The sequence below is a fragment of the uncultured Maricaulis sp. genome, from assembly GCF_963975345.1.
Classification (GTDB): domain Bacteria; phylum Pseudomonadota; class Alphaproteobacteria; order Caulobacterales; family Maricaulaceae; genus Maricaulis.
In genome coordinates, this window is the sequence record NZ_CAXBGE010000010.1 from 25,021 (window position 1) to 51,051 (window position 26,031).

The 26,031-nt window shown below is 62.0% G+C and carries 27 protein-coding genes; 19 read left to right on the forward strand and 8 right to left on the reverse strand.

What is annotated here, in order from left to right; translation table 11 throughout:
* Nucleotides 1–4: 4 nt before the first annotated feature.
* The 3 genes from AAC029_RS11555 (at nucleotide 5) to AAC029_RS11565 (ending at nucleotide 2,724) form a co-directional block, all read left to right on the forward strand.
* Nucleotides 5–616 (forward strand): CDP-alcohol phosphatidyltransferase family protein, encoded by a 612-nt coding sequence (locus AAC029_RS11555; RefSeq protein ID WP_339747820.1) that lies wholly within the window; start codon nucleotides 5–7, stop codon nucleotides 614–616.
* A 79-nt stretch (nucleotides 617–695) separates the two neighbouring features.
* Nucleotides 696–1,397, forward strand: coding sequence for a response regulator transcription factor (locus AAC029_RS11560; protein WP_339747823.1), 702 nt, complete (start codon nucleotides 696–698; stop codon nucleotides 1,395–1,397).
* A gap of 7 nt (nucleotides 1,398–1,404) precedes the next feature.
* Nucleotides 1,405–2,724 (forward strand): ATP-binding protein, encoded by a 1,320-nt coding sequence (locus AAC029_RS11565; protein WP_339747826.1) that lies wholly within the window; start codon nucleotides 1,405–1,407, stop codon nucleotides 2,722–2,724.
* Between the two features lie 145 nt (nucleotides 2,725–2,869).
* Here AAC029_RS11565 and proC read toward each other — a convergent pair whose 3' ends face one another.
* The 3 genes from proC to AAC029_RS11580 all read right to left on the reverse strand — a co-directional run bounded on the left by proC (nucleotide 2,870) and on the right by AAC029_RS11580 (nucleotide 4,642).
* Entirely contained in the window at nucleotides 2,870–3,712 is an 843-nt protein-coding gene (gene proC, locus AAC029_RS11570) for a pyrroline-5-carboxylate reductase (protein ID WP_339747829.1), read from the reverse strand.
* Between the two features lie 8 nt (nucleotides 3,713–3,720).
* Nucleotides 3,721–4,224 (reverse strand): YbjN domain-containing protein, encoded by a 504-nt coding sequence (locus AAC029_RS11575; protein WP_339747831.1) that lies wholly within the window; start codon nucleotides 4,222–4,224, stop codon nucleotides 3,721–3,723.
* A gap of 94 nt (nucleotides 4,225–4,318) precedes the next feature.
* The gene (locus tag AAC029_RS11580) at nucleotides 4,319–4,642 is read right to left on the reverse strand and encodes an accessory factor UbiK family protein (protein ID WP_339747834.1); all 324 of its coding nucleotides are present in this window, start codon (nucleotides 4,640–4,642) and stop codon (nucleotides 4,319–4,321) included.
* A 105-nt stretch (nucleotides 4,643–4,747) separates the two neighbouring features.
* On the opposite strand from AAC029_RS11580, the gene lgt reads away from it, so the two are divergent.
* The 6 genes from lgt to ychF all read left to right on the forward strand — a co-directional run bounded on the left by lgt (nucleotide 4,748) and on the right by ychF (nucleotide 10,318).
* The gene (lgt, locus tag AAC029_RS11585; RefSeq protein WP_339747836.1) at nucleotides 4,748–5,677 is read left to right on the forward strand and encodes a prolipoprotein diacylglyceryl transferase; all 930 of its coding nucleotides are present in this window, start codon (nucleotides 4,748–4,750) and stop codon (nucleotides 5,675–5,677) included.
* A 2-nt stretch (nucleotides 5,678–5,679) separates the two neighbouring features.
* On the forward strand, nucleotides 5,680–6,768 hold the full coding sequence (locus tag AAC029_RS11590; protein ID WP_339747839.1) for an SAM-dependent methyltransferase: 1,089 nt from the start codon (nucleotides 5,680–5,682) through the stop codon (nucleotides 6,766–6,768).
* A 68-nt stretch (nucleotides 6,769–6,836) separates the two neighbouring features.
* Entirely contained in the window at nucleotides 6,837–7,769 is a 933-nt protein-coding gene (locus AAC029_RS11595; protein ID WP_339747842.1) for a ribose-phosphate pyrophosphokinase, read from the forward strand.
* A 157-nt stretch (nucleotides 7,770–7,926) separates the two neighbouring features.
* Nucleotides 7,927–8,565: a 50S ribosomal protein L25/general stress protein Ctc gene (locus tag AAC029_RS11600; RefSeq protein ID WP_339747845.1), complete on the forward strand. Its 639-nt coding sequence runs from the start codon at nucleotides 7,927–7,929 to the stop codon at nucleotides 8,563–8,565.
* Nucleotides 8,566–8,597: 32 nt separating this feature from the next.
* On the forward strand, nucleotides 8,598–9,182 hold the full coding sequence (pth, locus tag AAC029_RS11605; RefSeq protein ID WP_339747847.1) for an aminoacyl-tRNA hydrolase: 585 nt from the start codon (nucleotides 8,598–8,600) through the stop codon (nucleotides 9,180–9,182).
* 38 nt (nucleotides 9,183–9,220) lie between these two features.
* Nucleotides 9,221–10,318: a redox-regulated ATPase YchF gene (gene ychF / locus AAC029_RS11610; protein ID WP_339747850.1), complete on the forward strand. Its 1,098-nt coding sequence runs from the start codon at nucleotides 9,221–9,223 to the stop codon at nucleotides 10,316–10,318.
* A gap of 49 nt (nucleotides 10,319–10,367) precedes the next feature.
* On the opposite strand, the gene AAC029_RS11615 is transcribed toward ychF, so the two are convergent.
* The 3 genes from AAC029_RS11615 to AAC029_RS11625 all read right to left on the reverse strand — a co-directional run bounded on the left by AAC029_RS11615 (nucleotide 10,368) and on the right by AAC029_RS11625 (nucleotide 12,862).
* The gene (locus tag AAC029_RS11615; protein ID WP_339747852.1) at nucleotides 10,368–11,741 is read right to left on the reverse strand and encodes a HAMP domain-containing sensor histidine kinase; all 1,374 of its coding nucleotides are present in this window, start codon (nucleotides 11,739–11,741) and stop codon (nucleotides 10,368–10,370) included.
* Entirely contained in the window at nucleotides 11,741–12,460 is a 720-nt protein-coding gene (locus tag AAC029_RS11620) for a response regulator (protein WP_339747855.1), read from the reverse strand. Before AAC029_RS11620 ends, AAC029_RS11615 begins: the two co-directional genes overlap by 1 nt.
* Nucleotides 12,461–12,640: 180 nt before the next feature.
* Nucleotides 12,641–12,862, reverse strand: coding sequence for a hypothetical protein (locus AAC029_RS11625; protein ID WP_339747857.1), 222 nt, complete (start codon nucleotides 12,860–12,862; stop codon nucleotides 12,641–12,643).
* Between AAC029_RS11625 and AAC029_RS11630 the strand changes: the two genes are divergently transcribed.
* The 8 genes from AAC029_RS11630 (at nucleotide 12,861) to AAC029_RS11665 (ending at nucleotide 21,555) form a co-directional block, all read left to right on the forward strand.
* Entirely contained in the window at nucleotides 12,861–14,792 is a 1,932-nt protein-coding gene (locus tag AAC029_RS11630; RefSeq protein WP_339747860.1) for a TonB-dependent receptor, read from the forward strand. The two genes, AAC029_RS11625 and AAC029_RS11630, sit on opposite strands and share 2 nt — an antisense overlap.
* A 157-nt stretch (nucleotides 14,793–14,949) precedes the next feature.
* On the forward strand, nucleotides 14,950–15,282 hold the full coding sequence (locus AAC029_RS11635; RefSeq protein WP_339747862.1) for a zinc ribbon domain-containing protein YjdM: 333 nt from the start codon (nucleotides 14,950–14,952) through the stop codon (nucleotides 15,280–15,282).
* Nucleotides 15,283–15,397: 115 nt separating this feature from the next.
* Complete coding sequence (locus AAC029_RS11640; RefSeq protein WP_339747864.1) at nucleotides 15,398–16,108, forward strand: DUF4197 domain-containing protein; 711 nt, start codon at nucleotides 15,398–15,400, stop codon at nucleotides 16,106–16,108.
* 32 nt (nucleotides 16,109–16,140) lie between these two features.
* On the forward strand, nucleotides 16,141–16,524 hold the full coding sequence (locus AAC029_RS11645; protein ID WP_339747866.1) for a group III truncated hemoglobin: 384 nt from the start codon (nucleotides 16,141–16,143) through the stop codon (nucleotides 16,522–16,524).
* Nucleotides 16,525–16,616: 92 nt separating this feature from the next.
* Complete coding sequence (locus tag AAC029_RS11650) at nucleotides 16,617–17,870, forward strand: multidrug effflux MFS transporter (RefSeq protein ID WP_339747868.1); 1,254 nt, start codon at nucleotides 16,617–16,619, stop codon at nucleotides 17,868–17,870.
* A gap of 81 nt (nucleotides 17,871–17,951) precedes the next feature.
* On the forward strand, nucleotides 17,952–18,830 hold the full coding sequence (locus AAC029_RS11655) for an enoyl-CoA hydratase-related protein (protein WP_339747871.1): 879 nt from the start codon (nucleotides 17,952–17,954) through the stop codon (nucleotides 18,828–18,830).
* A gap of 78 nt (nucleotides 18,831–18,908) precedes the next feature.
* A complete protein-coding gene (locus AAC029_RS11660; protein WP_339747874.1) occupies nucleotides 18,909–20,393 on the forward strand; it encodes a hypothetical protein in 1,485 nt (494 codons plus the stop codon).
* A gap of 202 nt (nucleotides 20,394–20,595) precedes the next feature.
* Entirely contained in the window at nucleotides 20,596–21,555 is a 960-nt protein-coding gene (locus AAC029_RS11665) for a DUF6624 domain-containing protein (RefSeq protein WP_339747876.1), read from the forward strand.
* A 23-nt stretch (nucleotides 21,556–21,578) separates the two neighbouring features.
* Here AAC029_RS11665 and AAC029_RS11670 read toward each other — a convergent pair whose 3' ends face one another.
* Both AAC029_RS11670 and rlmJ read right to left on the reverse strand, forming a co-directional pair.
* Entirely contained in the window at nucleotides 21,579–22,484 is a 906-nt protein-coding gene (locus AAC029_RS11670; RefSeq protein ID WP_339747879.1) for a PhzF family phenazine biosynthesis protein, read from the reverse strand.
* 20 nt (nucleotides 22,485–22,504) lie between these two features.
* On the reverse strand, nucleotides 22,505–23,434 hold the full coding sequence (gene rlmJ / locus AAC029_RS11675; protein WP_339747882.1) for a 23S rRNA (adenine(2030)-N(6))-methyltransferase RlmJ: 930 nt from the start codon (nucleotides 23,432–23,434) through the stop codon (nucleotides 22,505–22,507).
* Between the two features lie 108 nt (nucleotides 23,435–23,542).
* Between rlmJ and AAC029_RS11680 the strand changes: the two genes are divergently transcribed.
* Together AAC029_RS11680 and AAC029_RS11685 are read left to right on the forward strand one after the other, a co-directional pair.
* On the forward strand, nucleotides 23,543–24,319 hold the full coding sequence (locus AAC029_RS11680) for a hypothetical protein (protein WP_339747885.1): 777 nt from the start codon (nucleotides 23,543–23,545) through the stop codon (nucleotides 24,317–24,319).
* 79 nt (nucleotides 24,320–24,398) lie between these two features.
* Nucleotides 24,399–25,883 (forward strand): peptidase S10, encoded by a 1,485-nt coding sequence (locus AAC029_RS11685; RefSeq protein WP_339747888.1) that lies wholly within the window; start codon nucleotides 24,399–24,401, stop codon nucleotides 25,881–25,883.
* Nucleotides 25,884–26,031: the final 148 nt, after the last annotated feature.

Below are 26,031 nucleotides of genomic sequence, written 5' to 3' on the forward strand. Positions count from 1 at the left end.
ATCCATGCACCGGCGAATCCCCAACATATTGACGATCTTGCGCATTCTTTTGGCGCTCAGCGGCGCGGCCGCCCTGTGGACCTCCTATGACTGGTCACAGACCGGGCTGGTGCCACTCTGGCTCGGCGATCCGATGGTGGCAGCGCGTTCGTTGGCGGCCTTTGCACTGATCGCTTTCATCATCGCGGCGGCGACCGACTGGCTCGACGGCTGGCTCGCCCGGCGCTGGGAGGCGCACTCAAGCTTGGGCGAGATGCTCGACCCGATTGCCGACAAATTGCTCGTTGATGCCTATCTGATCGTCTACATGCTCATCCTCGGCACCCCGGTTGATATCGCCGTGCCTGTCTTCGCCATCGTCGCTCGCGATGCCATCATGACCGGCATGCGTCTTCTTCCCGGTGCCGACAGCGCAGGCAGTGGCGCCGCGACGCTGGCGGTCTCGCCGGCGGCGAAGCTGAAAACCGCGCTGGCGATGATCGTCGCCGGCTTCCCGCTGATCGCCCAACCGCTGGGCTGGCAGGCGCATGATTTCGTGCTCACCGGCTGGATCCTCGTCTTGTGGATCACCGCCGCGCTCAGCCTGCTCACCGCTTGGAATTATTTTCGCAAATAGACACGACGGAAATGCGAGCGATACCTTGAGCAAGTGGCCCACGCAGGCCATGCTGGCGTGATCGGTTTTGGGAGATGGCATGGGCGAGAGTGCTGGCGACGAAGCCCACATCCTGGTGGTCGATGATGATGACCGGATCCGGGCCCTCCTGAAGCGCTTCCTGCAGGGTCGCGGCTTTCGCGTCTCGACGGCACCGAATGCGATCAAGGCCCTCTCGACGCTGAACTCGCTGAGTTTTGACCTGTTGATCCTGGATGTCATGATGCCGGGCATGAACGGGTTCGAACTGACAACGGCGATCCGCAAGCATGCCGAAACGCCGATCATCCTGCTCACCGCGCGCGGCGATGCGGAAGATCGCATCAAGGGCCTCAGCCTCGGCGCCGATGATTACCTGCCCAAACCGTTCGAGCCGGAAGAGCTGGCGCTGCGTATCCATGCCATTCTGCGCCGGGCCCGCCCGACCGCAGCGGCGATCCAGCGGGTCAGTTTCGGGTCTTGGCATTTTGATATCGAGCGCGAAATCCTGCAGCGGGCCGGCGTGCCCGTCCGCCTGACCGGCGGTGAAGCGGCCCTGCTCGCCGCCCTCGCCGCCATGCCCGGCCAAGTCGTCTCGCGGCTGACCCTGTCGGACCGTACCGGCGGCGGCGAGCGCGCCGTCGACGTCCAGGTCACCCGTCTGCGCCGCAAGATCGAGGACGATCCCAAGGAGCCTATGCATCTGCAAACGGTCCGTGGTGAGGGCTATAAGCTCGCCGCCGACCCGATCTTCGACCCGTGAGGCGGCGATGAGCGTGTTGCGCCGTTTCCTGCCGCGAGGCCTGTTTGCCCGCACCCTGCTGATCTTCGTGCTGCCGGTGGCTCTGATGCAGATCGCGGTGGTGTGGTCGTTCTTCGAGCAGCATTGGGAGACGGTCACCAGCCGTCTGTCCGAGGGCGTCGCCGGCGATATCGCGATGATGACGACGCTCTATGAAGACGACGCGGCCAATCGCGAAGCCTTCCGGCGTCAGAGCGATATCGCGATGGCGACGATGCGGCTCTCGGTCGATTTCCGCCCCGGCGAAGCGCTGCCGACCGCGCGCCGCTCCTCCTTCTTCCGCACGCTCGACCGGACGCTGCAGCGCGCGCTGTCCGGCCAGCTCGACCAGAATTTCTGGTTCGATACGACGCGCTATCCCAATTATGTCGACGTCAGGGTCGAGGTCGATGGCGGCATATTGCGCTTCATCGCCCTGCGCGAACGGGTGTTTGCGACGACCGGGAATATCTTCCTGCTCTGGATTATCGGCGCCACCACCGTGTTGACCGCCATCTCCGTCGTCTTCATCCGCAACCAGGTCAAACCGATCCGGCGGCTGGCCGATGCGGCGGAGCAGTTCGGCCGTGGCCAGGATGTGGCGCATTTCCGCCCCGCCGGTGCGACCGAAGTGCGCCAAGCCGCCCACGCCTTCCTGAAAATGCGCGACCGCATAAGGCGTCAGCTCGAACAGCGCACTGCCTTGCTCGCCGGCGTCAGCCATGATTTGCGCACACCGCTCACCCGGCTGCGGCTGCAGCTCGCTTTGATGCCCGACACGCCGGAACGCGAGGACGCCAAGCGCGACATTACCGAGATGCAGGAGATGCTCGACGAGTATCTCGATTTCGCCCGTGGCCAGGCCAATGAGGAAACCGCGCGCACCGATCTCAACGCGCTGGTCGAAGACGTGATCGCCGATGCCCGCCGTGGCGGCAGCCATATCGATCTCGTCGCCGGCGAGCCGATCGAAGCGGATATCCGCCCCGGCTCGGTCAAACGCTCGCTCGGCAATCTGGTCAATAACGCCCGCGAACACGCCAAAAATGTCGCCATCTCGATCCGCCGCGCCGAAGCCGGCCGCATCGAAATCCTCGTCGATGATGACGGCCCCGGCATCCCGCCCGACCAATACGAAGACGCCCTCAAACCCTTCAACCGCCTCGACGAAAGCCGCAACCCCAACCGCAAGGGCGTCGGCCTCGGATTAGCCATCGCCCGCGATGTCGCGCGTGGACATGGCGGTGAGATCCGGTTGAGCGAGAGCCCGATGGGCGGGCTGAGGGCTTGTTTGAGTTTGCCAGGGTGATGGGGGGAGTTACCCCTACCGCCTCCAATTATCCCACGTCATCCTGACGAAAGTCAGGACCTCGATAGACCGGGCTCCGCACTTGTCACGTCGAGGTCCTGACTTTCGTCAGGATGACGTGTCTTAAACGAGCAAAGCCGTTCCGCTACCGTCCCGGAGGCTCGGCGCCCATTTGGCGGGAACGGCGTTCGGCGGCTGAAACGGCTTGGCGGACGAGTTCGGGGAGGCCGCCGCCGCCGCCCATCAGGACGTCGATTGCGGCCTGGGTGGTGCCGCCGGGTGAGGTGACGGAGCGGCGCAATTCCTGGGGGGTCATTTCGGACGCGGCGAGCAGGGCGCCGGCGCCGATAATGGTCTGGCGCGCCAGTTTTTCGGCGAGATCGCGCGGCAGGCCTTCGGCGAAACCGGCCCCGGCGAGCGCTTCGGCGAGCAGGAAGACATAGGCCGGGCCCGAGCCGGAGACCGCCGTGGCGGCCCCGATCAGGCGTTCATCGGTGACCCATTCCACCGGTCCGGCAGTTTTGAGCAGGCGGGTGGCCAGCTTGTCGATATCGGCGTTGGCATTATTGGTGACGCAGACGCTGATCCCGGCGCCAAGGGCGGCGGCCGTGTTTGACATGGCGCGCACGATCGGACGCTCACCGAACATTGTCGCCAGCCGGGTCATGGTGATGCCAGCCATCAGGGAGAGAATCGCGCAGCCGGCCGGCAGCATTGGCGCCAGGGCCAGAGCGGTTTTTTCGAGCGCTTGCGGCTTGAGGGCCAACACGACCAGATCGCATCCGGCGAGCAGTTTCGCGGTCGCGGCCGGTGCCTGTTGCAATTGATGCTGAGTGATCAGGGCCTGAATGGTATCGCCGGGCACCGGGTCAATGATCAGCAAATCCTGTGGCGCGACGCCACTCCGCTTGGAGCGCAGCCAGCCTGTTGCCAAAGCGCCGCCCATATTGCCGGCACCGATCAGTGCAATCTTGCTCGGGGTGTTCATCGCGTGTGTCAGGCCTCACCGGCAGTTTCGAACATCGCTGCCGCGGTTGCTTCTTCGACATTCTTTCCACCCCAGATCAGGAAATGGAAAGCGGGATAAAACCGTTCGCCGGCTTCTTGTGCCGCCGCAATCATCGTTGCCGCCTGGGCCGGCGAGACCGGCTCGCCCGTGGGCAGGGAAATCGCGTGGCGATAGACCACGCTGCCATCCTCGACCCAGACATCGAAATGGCCCAGCCAGAGCTTCTCATTCAGCCGCGCCACCAGTTCACAGACATCACGGAAGCGATTGCTGGTCACTTTCAGGTCGAGGCTGGAGCAAATATGCAGCGCATCCAGCTCGGGACGCCAGGCAAACCACATCTGATGGTCACGCCAGGCCCCGGGGACGGAAAGGTGCAGCTCGCCATTTTCTTCGCGGTCATAGGGGTACTGCTCGGCGATCACAGCCTGCTCGACAGCATCAAGCGGGTCAGAACTCGTCGGCGCGTATTCGTCTGACAACAGGTCCATGGCGTAGTCTCCTTCGTCTGCGCGGCGACTCACACCGTTAGTACGGTATGACCACGCCGCTGCAGGCGCAATTAAAAGCGCTGGATGCGCGGTATCAGTTCGTGGATTTCGGGGACGCGGTCTTTGCGGCGGGCTTGCGTTTGCGGGTCGCAGGCTTTGCGGCCGCTGGCTTGGCCGTGCCGGTCGCTTCAAGGGCCGCGAGGCGGGCATTGAGCGTTTCGATCTCTTGGCGCGCTGTCGCGAGTGCAGCTTTCACCACATCGAATTCCTCGCGGCTGACCAGATCCATATCAGCAATGAAGCGGTCTGCCTGGGCACGCATGGCGGTGCGCGCTTCATCGCCAACAGCCTGGGCGGCGCCAAAGGCATCCGTCATCAGTTCAGCGAAATCATTCAGAAGCGGGTTGCGCGTTTGCATCAAAGAAAGCCATTAGTGTGTATCACAGTCGCCTATATGCGGTGCCGAGCGCAAAAGCGCAACGCGTCCTTGCGTCACGTCTGCATCTAGTTTCCGGATACGCCCATGCAATATTGCCCCGCCAGCTTCGATCTGATCGACCCGATCCTGTTCACCCTCGGCCCGTTCGACGTATTCGGTCTCGATTTGCGGTTCGACCTGCGCTGGTATGCGCTGGCCTATATCGCCGGCCTGCTGCTGGGTTGGCGCTATATGACCCTGCTCTCGCGGCGTCCGGCGATCTGGCATGCACCGGGCACCAAGAAGCCGAAATCACCCTTCACCGAACTGCAGGTCGACGATCTTCTGGTCTGGGCGACGCTGGGCGTGATCGTCGGCGGCCGGCTGGGCTATGTCGTGTTCTATTCCTGGGAATACATGACGACCGGACTGCGCGGCGACATGATCATTGCCGACAGCGTGCTCGACCGGCTCGTCTGGTCTGTCGCCGGCATCACCCAAGGCGGCATGGCGTTTCATGGCGGGCTGATCGGGGTGGCGCTGGCGCTGTTCTTCTATGCCCGACGGCAAAAGCTCGACCTGATGCGGATTGGCGATGCTGCCGCCCTGGTGACACCGATCGGCCTGTTCTTCGGACGCTTGGCCAATTTCATCAATGGCGAGCTGTGGGGCCGCCCGACTGATTTGCCTTGGGCGATGACATTCGCCAATGACCGGCTGTGCCTGCCGCGCCATCCCAGCCAGCTCTACGAAGCGGCGCTGGAAGGGCTGGTACTGTTTGCGATCATCAATCTGGCGACCTGGAAATTCCGCTCGCTCGAAAAGCCGGGCCTGAATTCCGGTCTGTTCCTGATGTTTTACGGTCTGTTCCGGGCTGTGCTCGAGACCGTGCGCGAGCCCGATCTGCAAATGCCTGACTTCCTGCGCGGTCACATCACCATGGGCATGTTGCTGTCGATTCCGATGATCCTCGTCGGCATTTGGCTGGTCCGCAGGGCGCTCAGCCCAAGCCTGGCCCCCGCCAGCAAGGCCTGATCATGATTGCCGACCGGCTGCGTGAACGCATCGCAGAAGGCGGACCGATCTCAATCGCCGCCTTCATGACCCAGGCCCTATTCGATCCGATGGAAGGCTTTTACGCCACCAAGGATCCGATTGGCGCCGGTGCCGATTTCATCACCGCACCGGAGATCAGCCAGATGTTCGGCGAGCTGATTGGCCTATGGACGGCCCAGAGCTGGCTCGACATGGGCAAGCCCGACACGGTGCAACTGGTCGAGCTCGGCCCTGGACGCGGCACGATGATGGCCGATGCCTTGCGTGCCTGCCGTGCCGTGCCCGGCCTGTTGCCAGCAATACAGGTGACGCTGATCGAGGCGAGCGCTGCGCTCAAGGCGGTGCAGGCCCAGACACTGGGACCCAGCGGCGCCCAGATCCGCTGGGTCGACCGGCTGGAAAATGTCCCGCCCGGCCCGGCGATCATCATCGGCAATGAATTTCTCGACTGCCTGCCCCTCCGCCAAGCGGTGCGGCGGGACGGGCAATGGCATGAGCGGCTGGTCGCGCTGGATGAAGCCGATGACAGCACCTTCGTCTTCGTGCTCGGACCACCGCTTGGTGTCGATGAAAACCTGATCCCTGAGCGGCTGCGCGATGCGCCCGATAATAGCTTGGTCGAGCTGCGGCCCGGCGACCGGCAAATCGTCGACGCCATCGCCGACCGGTTTGCACAGCATCCAGGTCGCGCACTGCTGATCGATTACGGCCCGGCGACCAGCGAGATCGGTGATACGCTTCAGGCGATCCGCAGCCATCAAAAAGTGGCGCCGCTTGAACAGCCGGGCACGGCCGATCTGACCGCAAGAGTGGATTTCGAATCATTGATTGCCTCAGCGCGTCAATCCGGGCTGACGGCCTATGGCCCGGTCGAGCAGGGCGCGTTTTTGCTCGGCCTCGGCATGGAGGCCCGCGCCGCCGCGCTGTCGCAAGCGGCGCCCGGTCAACGCAGCGTGATCGCCCGCCAGGTCTGGCGTTTGACCGATGCCGAACAAATGGGCCAGCTATTCAAACTGGTCTGTCTCGACAGCGCCGACCTGCCCACACCGCCCGGATTCACCGCAGACTGAGTCTTTCGGCTTCAATCCGAGCGCTGCCTCTGTTAATCAGCCTCACGATTGACAAGGGGCCACACGCCATGAAGTTGCTGTCCGGCACATCCAACCGGCCACTCGCCCGCGCGATCGCCGACTATCTCGACGCGCCGCTGACGGCGAGCGAGATTGAGCGTTTCGCCGACGGCGAAATTTTCGTGCGCATCGACGAGAATGTTCGCGGCGAGGATGTTTTTATCATCCAGTCGACCTCCTGCCCCGCCAACGACCATCTGATGGAATTGCTGATCTGTACCGATGCACTGATGCGCGCCAGTGCCCGCCGGATCACCGCCGTCATCCCCTATTTTGGTTATGCCCGCCAGGATCGAAAGACAGGTGGGCGGACGCCAATTTCCGCCAAGCTGGTCGCGAATCTGATCGCCAAGTCTGGCGCCGACCGGGTTCTGACGATTGATCTGCATGCAGGCCAGATCCAGGGCTTTTTCGATATCCCAACCGACAATCTGTTCGCCACCAAGGTAATCGAAGACGATATCCGGCGTCACTATGATGTCGAAAACCTGCTGATCGTATCGCCCGACGTCGGTGGCGTCGTCCGTGCTCGGGCCCTGGCCAAACTGCTCGATGCCGAGATTGCGATTGTCGACAAGCGCCGCCCCAAGGCCGGTGTGTCGGAAGTGATGAATATCATCGGCGATGTCGAAGGCCGCCGCTGCATTCTGTTCGACGATATGTGCGATTCGGGCGGCACGCTGTGCAATGCCGCCGACGCCCTGATCAAATGCGGTGCAATCGAAGTGTCCGCCTATGCCACCCACGGTGTGATGTCGAACGATGCGCAGGGCCGGATCGCCAAGTCAGCACTGAAGGAAGTGGTCATCACCGACTCCATCACCGAGCTGCCCGGTTCAACGCAAACCAAGAAAGTGCGCCAGCTTTCAATTGCGCCGCTGTTGGGCGAAGCCATCCGCCGAATCGCCAATGACGAATCCGTCTCGAAACTGTTCGACTGAAGAAACTGCCCGATAGCTGACTCTTCCCGCCCCGCACAGTTGCGCGGCGTCCGGGGATCAGTTATAGCCCGCCGCTCGAAATAACACCGTGGCACGATGCCAAGAAAAATTGCCGCCCGCCTCGTCTGGCGGCGATTATATTTAAGGAAACAGGTCGATGAGCTCCAACATCGTTCTCACCGTTGACGTTCGTGAAGGCACTGGCAAGGGCGCGGCTCGCGCTGCCCGCCGTGAAGACCTGGTTCCAGGCGTCGTTTATGGCGGCACACTTGGTCCGGTCGCGATCAATCTGCGTGGCAATGAAATCCGCAAGGCGCTGCTGAGCGGCAATTTCCTCTCGCACATCATCGAGCTGAAGCATGACGGCAAGAACCAGAAGGTGATTGCCCGCGACATCCAGTTCCACCCGGTGTCCGACAAGGCGATGCATATCGACATGTACCGTGTCGAAGCCGGCACCAAGATCCGGGTGAATGTCGCCGTTCGCTTCGAAAATGAAGAGGCCTGCCCGGCCCTGAAGCGCGGCGGCGTCCTCAACATCGTCCGTCACGATCTTGAGCTGCTCTGCCCGGCCTCTGCCATTCCGGAATACATCGAGGTCGATCTGACCGGTCTGGAAATTGGCGATTCGGTCCATATGTCGGCGATTACCCTGCCGAAGGGTGTGAAGCCAACCATCTCTCGTGACTTTACGATTGCGACGCTGCAGGGCTCGCGCGCAGTTCTCACTGAGCTGGACGAAGAAGACGGCGAAGTCGAAGCTGAAGTCGAAGAAGAAGAAGGCGGCGAGGAGTAATCCTCGCCGGCCGATCCTGAGGGCGGCCGACGATGATGATCCTGGCAGGGCTCGGAAACCCCGAGCCCAAATACCTGCGCAATCGGCACAATGTCGGCTTCATGACGATGGACATCATCGCTGCGGCCTGGAGCGCTGGCCCCTGGCGCAAGCGCTTCAAGGGGCTGTGCGCCGAACTGACGGTATCCACCGCTGCTGGCCCGAAAAAACTCCTCCTGCTGAAGCCGCAGAACTTTTACAATAATTCCGGTGGTTGCGTCGCCGAGGCCGCTCACTTCTTCAAGGTCGCGCCGGAAAATGTCGTGGTTTTCCATGACGAGCTCGACCTCGACCCGGGCAAGTTCCGCCTCAAGACCGGCGGCGGCGCAGCCGGCAATAACGGCATCAAATCCATCACCAGCCAATTCGGTCCCGATTTTCGCCGCGGCCGGATCGGCATCGGTCATCCGGGCGATCGCAACCGCGTCACTGATTATGTCCTGTCCGATTTCGACAAGCATGACGAGCCCTGGCTGATTGACCTGCTTGACGCGATCGCGGATTCCATCGACCTGCTCGCATCAGGCGAGTTCGACGCCTTCCAGACACGCGTGACCCACAAGGCTCCCGCACCGTAACTCCGGCCTGTGGCCCCGACATCAAAAGGACGTGTATCATGGGTTTCAAATGCGGTATTGTTGGCCTGCCCAATGTCGGCAAATCGACCCTGTTCAACGCCCTGACGCAAACCGCTTCGGCTCAGGCTGCGAATTATCCCTTCTGCACCATCGAGCCGAATGTCGGTGATGTCGCTGTGCCCGAGCCGCGCCTGCTGAAACTGGCGGCGATTGCCGGCTCGAAGGAAATCCTGCCGGCCAAGATGAATTTCGTCGACATTGCTGGTCTCGTCGAAGGCGCTTCGAAGGGCGAAGGCCTGGGAAACAAATTCCTCGCCACGATCCGCGAGACCGATGCCATCGCCTATGTGCTGCGCTGCTTCGATGATGACGACATCACCCATGTTGCGGGCAAGATCGACCCGCTCGCCGATCTCGAAACCGTCGAGACCGAGCTGATGCTCGCCGATATGGAAAGCCTGGAAAAACGCAAGGCAGGCCTCGAGAAAAAGGCCAAGTCCGGCGACAAGGAGGCCAAGGCCATCCTGCCGCTGATCGATCTGGCGCTGGCGGAACTGGTCGAAGGCCGCCCGGCGCGCTTCGCCAAAGTGCCCAAGGATGAAGAGAAGGCCTGGCGTGGCCTACAGCTTCTGACCACCAAGCCGGTCCTCTTCATCGCCAATGTCGGCGAAGACGATGCGGCCACCGGCAATGCCTATTCCGAGATCGTCACCAAGCGGGCCGCCGAAGAAGGCGCCGAAGCCGTCGTCATCTCGGCCAAGATCGAGGCGGAGCTGGCGATGCTCGCCAATGAGGAGCGCGCCGAATATCTCGAAGAGCTCGGCCTACACGAAGCCGGCCTCGATCGCCTGATCCACACCGGCTACAAGCTGCTCGATCTGGTGACCTATTTCACCGTCGGCCCGAAAGAAGCGCGCGCCTGGACCATCCATGAAGGCTGGACCGCACCGCAGGCCGCCGGCGTCATCCATGGCGATTTCGAAAAAGGCTTCATCCGCGCCGAAACCATCGCCTATGAAGACTTCGTCGCCTGCAATGGCGAAGCCGGCGCCAAGGAAGCGGGCAAGATGCGCGCCGAAGGCAAGGAATACATCGTCCATGATGGCGACGTAATGCATTTCCGGTTCAACGTTTAGGCGTGGGATTGCGGTTGGGGCTGGGCGCTGCCCCGTTGCCATCCTGCCCTCAGTCCACGCCAACGCGTCCTGGAATCCGCAGGGTCACGGTGAACCCCGCCAGCCCCCGGCTCATCTCCACGGCAGCACCATGCCCTTTGGCCACGGCCTGAACCACGGCAAGGCCAAGTCCGAAGCCACCTGGACCCATGGTGCGCGCTTCCGACAATCGTTCAAAGGGTTCCAGCGCCCGCTTCATCTCAACTTCGGCAATCCCGGCGCCAGGATCGGTGACCGTGATTTCGACCCCCTCCCCAATCGCCTGCAACCTCACCTTGGCGCTGCCACCATATTTGACGGCATTGTCGATGAGGTTCCGGACGGCCCGCGCCAGCGCATCGGCACGGCATTCCAGATAGATGCCATGATCGCCGGTGAGCTCGACCTGATGACCCAGTTCGCAGAAATCCTCGCACTCACTCTCCAGCATTGAGTAGACATCAACGGTCCGCAGTGGCTCGGACAAGGATTTGGCCTGGAGAAAATCGAGGGCGGAAGTATTGATCCGCTCCAGCTTCTCGATACCGGTCAACAGATCGGCCCGTATCTGCTCGTCTTCGACGAGTTCAGCGCGAAGACGGAGCGCCGTGAGCGGGGTACGGATATCATGGCTGATGGCGGCCAGCGTCAGCGTGCGCCGCCTGAACTCCTCGGCGACGGTCTCCTGCATGGTATTGAAGGTGGTGATGGCGCGATGGATATCTTCCGGACCGCTGGGCTCGACCGGTGAGACCGTCAGTCCCGCGCCGAAGCGCTGAGCCGCTTCAGTGAGGTTGTGCAAGGGCCTGTTGAGCTGACGCAGAAGCACAAGGGCAACGGCAGCGGTAATCAGGAAGATCGCACCGACCTGTGTGATCCACCCGGCGATTTCCCGATAATGCCATTCATGGGGATGCACTTCCGCTTCAAACCAGCGCCCGTCCTGGAGCTGGGCACTGATGACAATACCTGTCTGGGGCAAGTCAATTTCCTCGAAAGAACATTCCGGAAAGGAAAAGTCCGGCCGATCCAGGGTCGCATATCTCGCCAGGACGCGATCCGCGCCCAGGCCGAGCCGGCTGGCGATAAACGCGCCGATCGCCCGGGTATCCGGCGTCTCGCCCGTGCCCGGGAAGGGCTGTGCACTGATCCGATAGCCGGCATGGCATTTCGACGTTCTGCGGACGAGCTCCTCGACTTCGCTAGCCGGCAAGGCCTCGACCAGCGGCACATAGGCTTCAAGCCGGTTGATGATGCGCTCATGCCCGGCGGTCTCGATCACCCCATCATGCTTGGCGATCTCGAGGATCGTCAGCGCCACAAGCTGCACCAGCAAGGCCCCGGCGAACAAGGCCGCCATCTGGCCCTCAATACTACGCGGTGTGAGGCGGAGAATGCGTTTCATCACAGCCAAGCCAGCTCACAGGCGAATTCATAGCCGCCACCCCAATGGGTCAGAATGATGCGTGGGTCTTTCGGATCGGCTTCCAGCTTCCGCCGCAGCCGGCTGATCTGGTTGTCGATACTGCGGTCGAATAACTGGGCATCGCGTCCGCGCGTCAAATCGAGCAATTGCTCGCGATTGAGGGCGAAACCGGCATGTTCAATCAATGCGGTCAGCAGCAAGTGTTCACCGGAACTCAATCTCACCATGACCGCGTCGGGGCCCACCAATTCCTTGCGTTTCAAATCAAAGGTCCAGCGGTCAAATTTCACCACCCCACGGACCTTTTTCTGGCGACGGGGCAACATCTCCGTCCGCCGCAGCACTGATTTGACCCGCGCCAATAGCTCGCGTGGATTGAACGGTTTGCCAAGATAGTCGTCGGCGCCGATCTCGAGCCCAACAATCCGGTCGGTTTCGTCCGACAGGGCAGTCAAGAGAATGATCGGGATGCGAGCGGTTTCCTGCAAGCGGCGGCAGATGCGCAAGCCATCTTCACCCGGCAGCATGACGTCCAGAATGACAAGGTCGATCGCCGAACTCGCGAGAATGCGATCCATCTCCCGGCCATCGGCGGCAAGACTGATTCTGTAGCCGTGTTTGGCCAGGTAATCCCCCAGCGGCTTTCGAATATCGAGCTCATCATCAACGACAAGGATGTGAAGCGATTGTTCGGGCATGGCCTCGGTCAAACAGAAAACGACAGGGATACTCTAGGTCATTTGCCGTTGCCGAGTCTGCCGGGACCTGCCGGGAAATTTGTAACAAGATGTCCCGACCGGCGGGCTGGCGACCTTGCGTTACCAATTGAACGACCGGGAGGGACACTTCGGGGCCCGCGCCGGTCTATTGCCTCATCATCAGTATTTTTTCTCAGGCGAGGCAATCATGATTTTTCGACCCTTGGCGCCGCTAGCGTGCGGAACCCTCCTTCTGGCGGCCATGGCAAATCCGGCCGTGATCGCGCAATCTCCCCGTCCATCTGGACCTGCCGCAGCAAGCGGGTCGTCGCCGGGCACCGATGGCCGGATATTCGAGGCCAATTTTTTTGCAGCCCATGCGCCCGTCTCGGCCTTGGACATGATCGCGCAACTTCCCGGATTTGTCCTGTCAGAGGGCGACACCTCCCGGCGCGGCCTGGCCGACAGCTTCGGCAACCTGCTTATTGATGGCGCCCGGCCTTCCAATAAATCCGTGCCGCTCAGCACGGTCTTGCGTCGCATTCCCGCCGCGACCGTTCTGCGCATCGAGCTGGTCCAGGGTGACATGTCCGGCATGGAACGGCACGGGCATGCCCGTCTGGCCAATATCGTCCTGAGGCAGAATTCCGGCCAGTCCGGTTCCTACCAATTCCTGCTGCAGCACATGGCTGATGGGCGCGTCATGCCCTTGGGGTCCGCCTCGATCACCCATCCCTTCGAGCGCGGTGAATTCACCGCTGGCCTGGAGATTTCGCTATGGTCGGCGCGCGAGAGCCGAAGACGCCTCGGCACGAACGCTACAGGCGCGCCCCTGTATCGCAGCGAAGAGACCGATCAGGTCCTTGATCGCGGCGTGACACCCACACTATCGCTTGATCTGGAGATGGAGGACGGGGCCAGTCTGAGGCTGGATGCCGACATGTATTTCTGGACGTATCATCGGGCCGTGTTTCGGACGGGAGAGTCGGCCGATCCCGGCGGATACACGCCGTCACAATTTCTGAGCAGCCAGACCCGCGATCACGGCGCGAACCACCGTCTGGCCGGCAGCTATGAACGCCGGATCTCCGCCAACCTGACATCGCAAACCATCGCGCTGGCCAGCCAGGAAATTATGGAAAATGGTCCGGAGCGGGTCGAGACCTTTCTGCCTGAAACCGGATTTCTTCGGGCCGAAATCGTCCGGTTTTCCGATCGTCAGGAAGAGTATGCGCTGCGCCAGAACTTCACCTGGCAACCGGCTGAGTATCATTCCGTCAGTTTCGGTGCCGAGACGGCGTTGAACCGGGGTGACACGCGGTTGGCGATCAGTCTGGAAACGCGCGGACCGTCATCCGCCACCGAACTGCCCGTCTCTGTCTCGCTGATCGAGGAGGTGCGCAGCGAAGTATTTGCCGAGCATGTGTGGACCATCAATCCGCGCGCTGCAATAACATCAGGCCTCCGTTGGGAATATTCACAATTATCGCTCGACGGCGACGCCCGTCAGGATCGGGACTTCGCGTATCTCAAACCCTCTGTCACGCTCGATTACAGCTGGAATGACCGGCATCGGGCGCGCCTGTCATTGCGACGGGATGTCGATCAACTGCGCTTCTCCAAATTCGCCAATTCCGTCGACCTCACCGACAATTCATCCACCATAGGCAATCCGGACTATGTCCCGCAAAACCTGTGGATTGCCGAACTCGAGTTCGAGCGGCGCTGGGGCGAGTCCGGCGCTGTCCTGCTCCGGCTTGACCGGAGCTGGGCCCGTGACCTCGACGACTGGATTCCCGTGCAATCCGGAACCCGCGTATTCGACGCTCCGGGCAATATCGGCGATGGAACGCGTTGGCGTGCGAAGCTTGAACTCTCCACCGATTTGGTGGCCTTCGGTCTCGACAATGCCCAGTTCGACCTGGCCTATACCTTCCAGCATACCAACGTCTCTGATCCACTCACACTGCAGGATCGCTCATGGTCGGGCACCCGGGATCACGTGGTCTCGCTCGAATTTCGCCAGTCGCTCCCGGCACGGCAGCTGGCTTGGGGCTGGGAATATGACTGGCGCACACCTGCCACCACCTATCGGGCTCAAGAGATCTGGCGTGACGGTTATCCAACAGGTGCGCTTGATATTTTTCTGGAAACTTCGCGCTGGGGCCATTCGACCCTGCGGGCCGGGGTCAGAGAGGTGATTGAGGCTGATCGCGACCGCCAACGCGTCTTCTTCGCCGGTTCCCGGGCATCAGGTCTTATTGCCCGGACGGAAAACCGAACCTCAACCCACGGCCCGCTTGTCTATCTCGAATTGACCGGTTCGTTTTAGTCGCATGGAGCCGCGCCGTCGCGGCTGGCGTTTGTCCGGGGACATCGGGATGGGAGGCGGCCCGGACCTCGGGGTCCGGGCCGCCTCCCCGCATCGACATCGCCGCCCGAACCGCCTAAGCCGCTTCCCAACACATCCCCGCCCACGGAGCCCGCCAATGTCCGACCTGCCCGCCTGCCCGAAATGCGCCTGTGTCTACACCTACGAAGACGGCCCGCTGCTGGTCTGTCCTGAGTGTGCGCATGAATGGCCGGCGCAGGCCGCTGCCGAGAGCGGCCCGGTCTGGCGTGATGCCAATGGGGCGGAGTTGGTGGATGGCGACAGCGTGACGGTGATCAAGGATCTCAAGGTCAAGGGCACCTCCCTTGTCGTCAAGGTCGGCACCAAGGTGAAGAATATCCGCCTGGTCGAGGGCGATCACGATATTGATTGCCGCATTGAGGGTGTCGGTGCGATGCAGCTGAAGTCGCAATTCGTCAAGAAGGCCTGAGCCTAAAAGGGGACAGGTATAATTAACGCGCTGGCGCGGCGGTGACAGTCTGGCGAACCACCCGAGACGCGTTAATTATACCTGTCCCCTTTTTCGCAAACGCTGGAGGATTATCATGCTGCGACGCCAATTTGTCATTTCCACCCTTGCCCTCACCCTCGCCGCGCCTGCCCTGGCGCAGGGCTTTGGCCGGTTGAGCCAGGGCGATGCGCGTTCGGGCATTCGCGCCGCGCTCGATACCGCCTCGCGCCTGGCGACCGAGCGGTTGGGACGGCCGGACGGTTTCTTCGCAGATCCAGCGGTTCATATTCCCTTGCCCCGCAATATCGCCACCCTGCAGACCCAGCTGCGCCGCGTCGGCATGTCGGGCCCGGTCGATGATCTGGAATTGCGCATCAACCGGTCTGCCGAAGCGGCGATGCCCGAGGCCGGTCGCATCTTCACCGATGCCGTGCAGTCGATCACGCTCAGCGATGCCGTCTCGATCGTGCGCGGCAGCGATACCGCAGCGACGGATTATCTGCGCGGCCGCAGCGAGAGCCGTCTGACCGGTCTGCTGCGCCCCGGCATGGAGAGCGCACTGACGGGATCGGGCGCCTATCAGGCCGTTGATGCCGTGGAACCGCAGATCTCACGCGGCCAGAACATGCTCGGTGGCCTGTTTGGCAATCGCAGCGCCACCGGCTCGCTCCGCGACATAGTGACCGATCATGCTGTCAGCCGGGCGATCGACGGCGTCTTCCACTATATAGGCTTGGAAGAACGTGCCATCCGCCAAGACCCGGTACGTCGCGGCACGGATTTGTTGCGACGGGTGTTTGGATAGCGAGACCGGACCCGTGTTGCAGGAGTGCACCGATGACTAAAGACCGCCCCATCGATGCGGCGTTGATTTCCGATCTGGTTGATGCGTTTTACGCCCACGTCCGCCTCGACCCGGTGCTGGGCCCGATCTTCGATGGTGAAATCGGCGATGGCTGGGATGCGCATCTGGACAAGCTGAAGAGCTTCTGGCGCTCGGTGATGATGCAGGAAGGCAGCTATTCCGGACGCCCGATGCCGGTCCATATGCGCCTGAAAGGCCTGACGCCGGAGCATTTCCAGCGCTGGCTTGGCCTGTTCGAGCAAACGCTCGGCGAGATCGGCGCCAGTGACGCAGCCGCGGCGGCCCTGATGGATCGCGCGCAGCGGATTGCGAAAAGCTTCCAGCTGAATATTTTCTACAATCCGGCACAGGGCTGAGCCCCTCCCACGCTCCCATTCCGGCTTGCATGAGCCGTCAGCCTTGTTAAGCACGATCCAGACGGGCTTCAGCCCCGAGTCTGGAGTTCCCGATGTCAGCAGCGATCAAACCCGCCGGCGATAGCCCAGCCATGTCGCTGGGTGAGTTGGTGGCGCTGCTGGTTGCGATGACAGCGGTCGTTGCGCTCGCCATCGACATGATGCTGCCGGCGCTGGACGAAATTGCCGCCGATCTCGGCACCGCTCACGCCAATGACCGCCAATATGTCATCACGACCTACCTGCTGGGCTTTGGCCTGGCGCAACTGATTTACGGGCCGCTCTCGGATGCCTATGGCCGCAAGCCGGTCATTCTTGGCGCGCTCGGCCTGTTCCTCGTCGCCACGTTGGCTTGCATGTTCGCCCAGACCTTCGAAGCGCTGTTGCTGGCGCGTCTGCTGCAGGGCTCGGCCGCGGCCGCATGCCGGGTGATCGCGACCGCCATCGCGCGCGATCTGACCTCCGGCCGGCGGATGGCGGAAGTGATGTCGATGGTGATGACCGTCTTCATGGCGGTCCCGGTGCTGGCGCCGGGTCTGGGACAACTGATCCTGTTCTACCTGCCTTGGCAGGGCGTGTTCGGTTTCCTGTTTCTGTTCGCGCTTGGCCTGGTGTTGTGGCTGCATTTCCGGATGCCCGAAACCCTGCACCCGGAATACCGGCAGAAGCTGGGCTTGGGCAGCTCGGTGCGCGCCTTCGCCGAGGCGATGACGACGCGGCTGATGCTCGGTTATACGCTGGCCGGCGCGGCCTTCTTCAGCGGCCTCTATGGTTTTCTCGGCTCTTCGGAACAGATTTTCGCCGAACACTTCCAGCTCGGTGACCGTTTCCCGCTTGCCTTCGCCGGGATTGCTTTCGGCATGGGCCTCACCAGCTACGCCAATTCCAAACTGGTGATGCGTTGGGGCCAGCGCCGGCTGTCTCACGGCGCCCTGATCGGCTTCACCGTGATCAGTGTCGTCCATTCTGCAGTGTTGATGTCCGGGGTCGATAATCTCGCGGTCTTCATGGTTCTGCTGGCTGCGGCGATGGCATTGCTCGGCCTGATCGGGGCCAATTTCAGCGCCATCGCGATGGAACCGGTGGGCCATATCGCCGGCACCGCCTCGGCGGCCTATGGCTTCGTCACCGGCGTCGCCGCCTCGCTGATTGGCGCTCTGATCGGCCAGCTCTATGACGGCACAGCGATACCCTTGGTCACCGGCCAGGCCCTGATGGGGGCATTGGCGATCGTGATCGTGCTGGTCACCGAGCGCGGGCGATTATTCGAAAATCATGAGGGCGAGGCCGCTATCGCCGACACCTAGCTTGCTACTGGTGCCGGGCGTGGCAGCCGGGGCGCGGTCTGTTAGCCTGACGCTCCAGTTTCAGGGAGGAGAGCGGGCATCATGTCATTTAACACCATCACCTATGCGGTCGAAGACCATGTCGCGACCATCACGCTGAACCGGCCGCACCGGCTCAATGCCTTCACCTATGAAATGGGCGATGAACTGATTGCCGCCTTCGATGCCAGCGACGCCGACGATGATGTGCGCGCCGTGATCGTCACCGGCGAGCCGCCAGCCTTTTGTGCCGGTGCCGATTTGTCGATGGGTGCGGAGACGTTCGATCTGATCGGACGCTCGCAGGAGAGCGGCGAGTTTGACGCTGCCGATCCGCAATGGCGCGATGCCGGCGGCAAGCTCAATTTGCGCATCTGGGACAGTCTCAAACCGGTGATCGGCGCGATCAATGGCGCCTCGGTCGGGATCGGCGCGACGATGATCCTGCCGATGGATATCCGGCTGGCCTCGATCGACGCCAAATTCGCCTACCCCTTCGCCAAGCGCGGCATTGTCTGGGATGGCTGCGCCAGCTGGTTCCTGCCGCGCGTGGTGGGCATTTCAACCGCGATGGACTGGGGCCTGACCGGGCGGACCTTCACCGCCGCTGAAGCGTTCGAGGCCGGACTGGTCGCACGCGTGGTACCTGCCGGAGACCTGATGCCCGAAGCGCGCAAGCGGGCGAAAGAGATCGTCGAGCGCTGTGCACCGATCTCCGTTGCCCTGATGCGCCGCATGGCCTGGCGCATGCTCGGTGCGAGCCACCCCATGGAAGCGCACCGGGTTGAAACCCGCGGCATTCTTCAAGCCGGCATCGGACCGGATGCGAAGGAGGGTGTGATGTCCTTTCTGGAAAAGCGCACGCCGGAGTTTCCGCTCAAAGTCTCGACCGACCTGCCCGACTGGCATCCCTGGTGGGATAGTGCCGAGGATGATTACTAGGCACCCCGGTTCGGAAATCCTCCCACACACCCTGTGGCTGTGCTAGTCTGGCGTCCTCATTGGCTGTGAGGTTTCGCCATGCCCGGACATGTATTGCTGATCCATGGTTGGAGTGCGCCCGATAAATCCATGGCCGAAGTCGGCCATTTCCTGACCGCTCACGGCTATCAGATCGCCGATCTCTTCCTGGGCGGTTATCCGTCCATGTCAGACGATGTGAGGGTCGAGGATTCGGCGCGGCGGATGCAGGCGGTGATCACTGAAATGCAGAGCGATGGGCGGCTGCCGGCCCGCTTCCACCTGATCGTGCACTCGACCGGTGCGCTGGTGGCGCGGCGCTGGCTCGCCGATATCTACCCGGAGGGCGGCGGCCCGGTCGACAATTTGCTGATGCTGGCACCGGCCAATTTTGGCTCGCCGCTGGCGACGCTGGGGCGTTCCCTGCTGACGCGGGTGATCAAGGGCTGGAATCGTGGCTTTCAGACCGGGACGGAATTTCTACACGCGCTCGAGCTTGGCTCACACCTGCAGCAGGACATCGCGCTGATCGACCGGCTTTCGCCGGATGGCGAGACTAAGAGCCCCTTCTCGGCCAGTGGCACACGGCCCTTCGTCATCGTCGGCGCCTGCCAGATCCCCGGCACCCAGATCCTCGGCGAGGAGGCTTGGGACGGCACGGTGCGCATCGCCAGCGCCAATATCGACCCACAAGGCCTGACCGTCGATTTCACTGACGGCTCGCTGACGGAACCAAAGCTGACACCCTGGACCCGGCGCGGCCCGGACAACACACCCTTCGCCGTCTTGCCCGACCGTCATCACCTCACTGTGTTGCGCCCCGATCCGGACCGGAGCGAATCGAAGGACCCGGCAACGGCGGGCCGCTTGTCGCAACTCATCCTTGACGCGCTGGCGGTGAATACTCCGGCCGGATATGAGCGGGTCGCGACGCAATGGACCGCAGTCTGCGATGAAACGCGGCGGCTGGCCCAAGACGGCGAGGAGGCCGACGCCCTGCGCGAGCGCATTCTCGGGCGGGCCAGTGCCGATAAAAGCCGCTTCAATGAATTCTACCAGATCGTGGTCGATGCCGTGGATGATAGCGGTCTGCCGGTGACCGATTACCAGGTCTGGCTGACGGCACCGAAAATCTCTGGCAAGAACAGCGTCAGCAGCGGCAAGGCGATCACCCGGATCGAGATCGATGCCCACAACAATCTGATCAAGGGCGCCCACCGCAATCGCCGCAATAGTGAAAGGCGGGTTCTGCACCTTGATCGCCGCGCCCTGTTGCAGAATGAGGGCTTTCTCAAGAAGACCCTCAGCCGGGCCTATGAGCCAGTCTTGGCAGCGGCGATCACCGCAGCATCGCCCGGCGAAAAGATTGCCTATTTCTCGAAGGATGCGCGCGAAGGCGGCGGCCTGATCCGGCTGCGTGCGCGCTCGCCGAGCGAGGCCGAAGACGGGGATCGTTTTCTGCGCCGCTATGCGACGCATTTCATCCGCGTCATCATTCCACGAGTGCTTGATGATGACGTGTTTACGGTCCGGCCGCTGGAGTAGCTTGCGCCCACATAGGGTGATTGGGAAGCTCACCCAATCGGCTGCACTGGATCGATCCTGCCGGAAACTGGATCCATTTGATTGCGCTAACAGCGCAGGGGCGAGACGTTCTGTTTCGAGTTCACATCAGAAGGTCAGCGGGCGTAGTTGGATCGAGCCGCTGATAACTACTCGGTTTCCATCTTGGTGGGGGAGGAACAACATGTCCCATATCGTGAAAAACAGGTCGCAATCTGGCGGCACGGTCATTCTGGCAGTTGTCGGAGCGTTGCTCTTTGGGCCGCCAGCCTGGGCCGCCTCTTCACTCGAAACACGAGCCTTGAGCGGCGAGTTCGATCTTGAAGCTCGCCTCCGCTCCTCACTGGAGACGGCTGCGTTGGAGGCCAGCGCGATCCCGGCTAGCGCCGAGCACCGGACCGGCGTTCCATCCGAGGAAGCATTGTTGGAGCTGATGGGTGACGATTGTCGCGCACCGGATGGGACCCAATACTTTACTCGATTTTCTGAGATGTTCGGACCGATTGCGGATGTCGACCTCGAAGGACTGGTGAATCAGGTTTACGACGGTCGAGCACAGCAAGGAGCATTCGGCGAAAGCAACCTTCCACCAGACACCTCCCTACCCTCCAAACTCGTGCAAGCCGCTGCGGTGGATACTGCGCTCAGCCGATGGCACGGCTCCCACATCGAAGCCCTGATAACAACGAGTGACACCCCCAGGACCCCGGTGGCGATCGTCGCTCGCGCCCGCTGTCAATTGGGGTCGCAGAATGCCGCCTTGCTCCAGCGTTTCATCGAGGAGGAGGGGTTTCCGAGTGCGGGGGTGTATGGGGATGCGGTCGCGCAGGCAGGCCTCCTGGCACTTAAACATGCCGACCCGGGTAGTGCGATAGTCGATGAGTATGCGGACTTGGCCGAGATCGCCTTTGAAGAGGGAAATATTGAGCGCGTCCCTTACGCATTCCTTCTGGACAGCCTCGCGAGACTTCGTGGTCAACCCATGATCTTCGGCACTTATATTCGGTGCGTGGAGGGCCATGCGACGGTGTCGGGTGAAATCGCCGAGCCGGACACCGTTGACGCTCGAAGAGCGGAATTCGGATTGTGGTCGCTGTCCGAACAGCTCGCACTCATTGAGCCGCACTGTGCTGAATGGGAATGATTCAGGACCCGCGGAGATTTACCTTAAAGCAACACGCCTTCAGCGACCTTGACGGCCTCGCCGCCGATCATCAATTCGGTCAACTTGCCGGCTTCGATCCGCAGCAACATCCGGATATGGCTGGGACGGCCCATTTCGAGGCCCTGGTAGAGGCTGATCGAGTGATCGCCATCGCCCAAGCCCCCCTGTTCGGCAATCAAGCCGGCGAAGGCTGCAGCCGCGCTGCCGGTTGCCGGGTCTTCCATCAGGCCGAGATTGGGGGCGAACATGCGGGCGCGCCAATCGGTGGTGTGGTCGGTCGATGAGGCCTTGGCGACCACGAAGGCCGCGATCGGCTCATCGCCGCCAAACGCATCGTCAAAGGCCACCGTATTGATGCGGATATTGGCCATCGTCTCGGCGAAGCGCACCGGCACGATGGCGTAGGGCACGCCGGCCGACCAGATGCCGCCCTGCACCGCAGTCTGCAGGAAATCGCCGGCCTTGAGACCGAGCGCTTCGACGATCGGGTCGAGCTCGGGCAGCTCGCCGAGATATTCCGGCAGCTTGGGCGCGAAGAAACGCGCCGAGCCCTGGACCGGGCTGGCATAGCGCGCATCGGTGGTGACATCGCCGACGGTCTCTTCGAGCACATAACGCCGGCGTTTGCCCGGCTCACCGCCAGCCTTGAGCGCGAGGGCGACAGCAGCACCGACCGTGGGATGTCCGGCGAAAGGCAATTCGGTTTTCGGCGTGAAGATGCGCAGGCCGTAATCGGCCTCTTGGCCTTTCGGCTCGGTGATGAAGACGGTTTCCGACAGGTTGAACTCGGCGGCGATCACCTGCATCGCGACATCGTCGAGATCATCGGCTTCGAGCACCACGGCGAGCGGATTGCCGGAAAAGGCCTGATCGGTGAAGACATCAAGGATGAGATAGGGATGCGGCATGGCTGAGCTCCTGGCGCGGACTAGTCTTCGTCAACCGCTTCAACGTCTTCTTCAGTCAGCCCGCCATCGAGGCGCCAGCCATAGCCATCGCCCTGGGCGAGGGTTTCGGCCAGCCAAGGCAGGAGCGCGAGGAGCTTTTCCTCCAGCTGCCAGGGCGGATTGATGATGATGACGCCGGCACCCGACAGCTTTCCCTCGCTGGCCAGATCGCGAATCCACAAATCGGCACGCAGGATTTTTTCCGGCTCGAAGCCCTGTTCGGTGATCAGCCATTCGGTCAGGCCGTTATCGAACCGGTCAGCGGCCCAGAGATTTTTCAGGGAACGCCAGAAGACATAGGTCCCGATGGGCCATTTCTTCAGCGCCGGCATCACCGCTTCGGCCAGATGCGCCAGCTCGTCGCGATCCTCAAAGGGCGGGTCGATCAGCACCAGGCCACGCTTTTCTTTCGGCGGCACCAGACCGGTGAGGGCCTTGTAGCCATCGCGATGCTCGACCTTGACGCGGCCATCGCGGGCGTAGCGCCGTTCCAGCGTGCGCGCATCGGCCTCGTGCAATTCGCACAACTGGATGCGGTCCATCGGCCGCGCGATACGGGCGGCGATTTCCGGCGAGCCGGGATATTCGGTCAGGGCGCCGGGATTCATCTCGGCCAACAGGTCGAGATAGGGCTTGAGCGCTGCGGCGACATCATCGGGCATGTCGGCACCGAGTATGCGGCCGATCCCGTCAACCCATTCCGGGCTGCGAGCCGCCTCGTCGGAGGTGAGGTCATAGGCCCCGATCCCGGCATGGGTGTCGATCACCCGATAGGGTTTGTCCTTGGCCCCGAGATGATCGAGGCAAAGCGCGAGGATGGCGTGCTTGACGACATCGGCGAAATTTCCGGCGTGGAAGGCGTGACGATAATTCATGGCCGGGCTATAGCGCGGACGCGGTCGCATTTCCATAACGCGCTGCGGCCATACAAAACGGGGGCAAGCCAAGCTGAATCGACGGTCGATTCGCCGGCGGGCTTGTCATAGGCTGAAGTCCTGTTTCAAAAGGGGTGAAACCGGATGTTCGTGAAGCTCTATCGGCAAATGCAACGCGATGCCGAGTTCGACACCCGCCGCCGCTACAAGATCGGCTGGTTGTTCAAGGAAGAGAAGGCGAGCCTGATCTGGGACGCGCCGCAGGCCGTCAGCTTCGATGTGCCCAAGCCGACAACGTCGAAATCGGCGACGGTGTGTCCAGCGGCAATCGAGTTCGACCGGCGTCATTTCGCGATCAATTGCCCGATCGATCTGCATCTGCGCATGCAGCCAAACGCCCAAGGCCAGCTGACGCTGACCAATGTCGACGGCCCGATGGCCTCGACCCGCCCGGCCGGCCTGCAGCAAATCCTCGCCCTGTCACCGCAAAATGAATGGCGCCATCCCAGCCGGCCAATGCTGCAGATCGCGACGCCTTTCGTCTTCGTCTCCGACGACCCGGTCTATGTGAACCAGTTCCCGCCCTTCCTGCACTACATGCCGGCGCAGCGGCCCGGTGTGATGCTGTGTGGCCGTTTCCCGATTGATGTCTGGCCGCGCCAGCATATGTGGGCCTTCGAGTGGCATGACCTGTCGAAGGATTTGATCCTCAAGCGCGGCGAACCGCTCTTCTATGTCCGCTTCGAGACGCCCGACCCGTCGGCGCCGGTCCGGCTGGTGGAAGCGGAACGCACGCCGGAACTGCTCAGCTTCATCGCCTCGCTCACCGACGTGACCAATTTCGTCAATCAGAGCTTCCAGCTGTTCAAGACCGCGCGCGAACGCCGGCCCAAGACGCTGCTGGTGGAGAAGACGCGCTAGCTGGCATCCATACAAACCGTAACTTCCCCTCCATCTGTGATCGTCCTAGTGTCCGGTCAAACATTTTGGGGAGATCATCATGATACGCATTCTGGCTCTGGCCTTGGCCATGACCTGTCTGACGGGCGGCGCTTTCGCCGACGACGACGCCAGCCCGATTCCTGAAGCGCGCAGCTTCGAATCCCACGCCCAGGTGACAGTCAACGGACAACGCATCCGCTATACCGCGACTGCCGGCGAGACCTATTTGCGCGATGAAGACGGCAATCCAACGGCCTCGATCTTTTCGACCACCTATATCGCGGACGGTCATGCCGATCCGCGTACGCGGCCTGTCGCCTTCATCTTCAATGGCGGCCCCGGCTCGGCCAGTCTCTGGCTGCATATGGGCGTGTTCGGCCCGCAACATCTGGTCTTGCCAAATGCCCAGGATGACGGCGCCGCACCCTTCGATGTCGTTGAAAACACCCGTTCCATTCTCGATGTCGCCGATCTGGTCTTCGTCGATCCGGTCGGCACCGGCTGGAGCCGCCCGCTTGGCGAGCATGAAGGTTCGGAATTCTGGGGCGTTGATGAGGATGGCGAGAGCTTGGCCCAGTTCATCCGGATCTGGCTGTCGGAACACCAGCGCTGGAACTCGCCGAAATACCTGCTCGGCGAAAGCTATGGCACGCTGCGGATCGGTTCCCTGCTGAACCAGCTGGAGGGCTCCTTCACCGATGTGTCGATCAATGGTGTCGTGCTGATTTCGACCGTGCTCGATTTCCGCTTTGACGACACCTCCGAGGGCAATGATATCGGCTATATCGGCCTGATGCCGGGCTATGCCGCGACCGCTTGGTATCATAACCGCGTCGACCACTCGGCCTGGAATAACGATATCGAAGCCTTCCTCGCCGAGGCCCGCACTTTCGCGGTTGAGGAATACATGCCCGCCCTGATTTATGGCGTGACGCTGCCGGCCGACCGCCGGGCGCATATCGTCAGCGAACTCGCACGCTTTACCGGCCTGTCCGAGCAATATCTCGACCGCTCGAATATGCGTGTCTCACTCGGCCGCTTCCAACGCGAACTCTTGAGGGATCAAGGCCTGTCGGTTGGACGTCTTGATGCGCGTTATACCGGCGTTGAAGTCGATGGTGTCGGCGAACGTCCCGACGAAGACCCCAGCTTTTACGGTATTGATGGCGGCTTCACCTCGGCCATGCTGGATTATTTCGGCCGGACGCTGGGCGTTGATCTGACGGAATATTATTCCACCATTGGCGGCGTTCGCGGCTGGAATTGGGAAACCCGGGAATCCGGTGGCAATAGCTATATCAATGTCGGCCCCTGGATCGCGCGTGCGATGCGGCAGAACTCCGATCTCCAGGTGATGGTGGCCCAGGGCTATTACGATCTGGCGACGCCCTTCATGGGCGCGGAAATGATGTTCCATCAGCCTGGATATGTGCAGGAGCGGGTCCATTTCCGTTATTATGACTCAGGTCACATGGTGTATCTCAACGATCCCTCGATGACGGCCCTGACCGAGGATGTGCGCGGCCTGATCAACGACCGCTAAAAGCGGCGCTTCGGCTCGCCGATAGCATCGGCTGCAGCCGCGAAAGCACGCTGGGCTCTTTTGACGCCTGTAAAGAAGGCCCCGGCAATTGTCAGGGCCTTCTTCATGTGCGCCGGCGGCGAAGATCAGCGACGCCCCTACCCCCAAG

Excerpts from the sequence above, each read along its gene's own strand:
- AAC029_RS11555 (WP_339747820.1), top strand. The coding sequence starts at position 5 with ATGCACCGGCGAATCCCCAACATATTGACGATCTTGCGCATTCTTTTG.
- AAC029_RS11560 (WP_339747823.1), top strand. The coding sequence starts at position 696 with ATGGGCGAGAGTGCTGGCGACGAAGCCCACATCCTGGTGGTCGATGAT.
- AAC029_RS11565 (WP_339747826.1), top strand. The coding sequence starts at position 1,405 with ATGAGCGTGTTGCGCCGTTTCCTGCCGCGAGGCCTGTTTGCCCGCACC.
- proC (WP_339747829.1), bottom strand. The coding sequence starts at position 3,712 with ATGAACACCCCGAGCAAGATTGCACTGATCGGTGCCGGCAATATGGGC.
- AAC029_RS11575 (WP_339747831.1), bottom strand. The coding sequence starts at position 4,224 with ATGGACCTGTTGTCAGACGAATACGCGCCGACGAGTTCTGACCCGCTT.
- AAC029_RS11580 (WP_339747834.1), bottom strand. The coding sequence starts at position 4,642 with ATGCAAACGCGCAACCCGCTTCTGAATGATTTCGCTGAACTGATGACG.
- lgt (WP_339747836.1), top strand. The coding sequence starts at position 4,748 with ATGCAATATTGCCCCGCCAGCTTCGATCTGATCGACCCGATCCTGTTC.
- AAC029_RS11590 (WP_339747839.1), top strand. The coding sequence starts at position 5,680 with ATGATTGCCGACCGGCTGCGTGAACGCATCGCAGAAGGCGGACCGATC.
- AAC029_RS11595 (WP_339747842.1), top strand. The coding sequence starts at position 6,837 with ATGAAGTTGCTGTCCGGCACATCCAACCGGCCACTCGCCCGCGCGATC.
- AAC029_RS11600 (WP_339747845.1), top strand. The coding sequence starts at position 7,927 with ATGAGCTCCAACATCGTTCTCACCGTTGACGTTCGTGAAGGCACTGGC.
- pth (WP_339747847.1), top strand. The coding sequence starts at position 8,598 with ATGATGATCCTGGCAGGGCTCGGAAACCCCGAGCCCAAATACCTGCGC.
- ychF (WP_339747850.1), top strand. The coding sequence starts at position 9,221 with ATGGGTTTCAAATGCGGTATTGTTGGCCTGCCCAATGTCGGCAAATCG.
- AAC029_RS11615 (WP_339747852.1), bottom strand. The coding sequence starts at position 11,741 with ATGAAACGCATTCTCCGCCTCACACCGCGTAGTATTGAGGGCCAGATG.
- AAC029_RS11620 (WP_339747855.1), bottom strand. The coding sequence starts at position 12,460 with ATGCCCGAACAATCGCTTCACATCCTTGTCGTTGATGATGAGCTCGAT.
- AAC029_RS11630 (WP_339747860.1), top strand. The coding sequence starts at position 12,861 with ATGATCGCGCAACTTCCCGGATTTGTCCTGTCAGAGGGCGACACCTCC.
- AAC029_RS11625 (WP_339747857.1), bottom strand. The coding sequence starts at position 12,862 with ATGTCCAAGGCCGAGACGGGCGCATGGGCTGCAAAAAAATTGGCCTCG.
- AAC029_RS11635 (WP_339747862.1), top strand. The coding sequence starts at position 14,950 with ATGTCCGACCTGCCCGCCTGCCCGAAATGCGCCTGTGTCTACACCTAC.
- AAC029_RS11640 (WP_339747864.1), top strand. The coding sequence starts at position 15,398 with ATGCTGCGACGCCAATTTGTCATTTCCACCCTTGCCCTCACCCTCGCC.
- AAC029_RS11645 (WP_339747866.1), top strand. The coding sequence starts at position 16,141 with ATGACTAAAGACCGCCCCATCGATGCGGCGTTGATTTCCGATCTGGTT.
- AAC029_RS11650 (WP_339747868.1), top strand. The coding sequence starts at position 16,617 with ATGTCAGCAGCGATCAAACCCGCCGGCGATAGCCCAGCCATGTCGCTG.
- AAC029_RS11655 (WP_339747871.1), top strand. The coding sequence starts at position 17,952 with ATGTCATTTAACACCATCACCTATGCGGTCGAAGACCATGTCGCGACC.
- AAC029_RS11660 (WP_339747874.1), top strand. The coding sequence starts at position 18,909 with ATGCCCGGACATGTATTGCTGATCCATGGTTGGAGTGCGCCCGATAAA.
- AAC029_RS11665 (WP_339747876.1), top strand. The coding sequence starts at position 20,596 with ATGTCCCATATCGTGAAAAACAGGTCGCAATCTGGCGGCACGGTCATT.
- AAC029_RS11670 (WP_339747879.1), bottom strand. The coding sequence starts at position 22,484 with ATGCCGCATCCCTATCTCATCCTTGATGTCTTCACCGATCAGGCCTTT.
- rlmJ (WP_339747882.1), bottom strand. The coding sequence starts at position 23,434 with ATGGAAATGCGACCGCGTCCGCGCTATAGCCCGGCCATGAATTATCGT.
- AAC029_RS11680 (WP_339747885.1), top strand. The coding sequence starts at position 23,543 with ATGTTCGTGAAGCTCTATCGGCAAATGCAACGCGATGCCGAGTTCGAC.
- AAC029_RS11685 (WP_339747888.1), top strand. The coding sequence starts at position 24,399 with ATGATACGCATTCTGGCTCTGGCCTTGGCCATGACCTGTCTGACGGGC.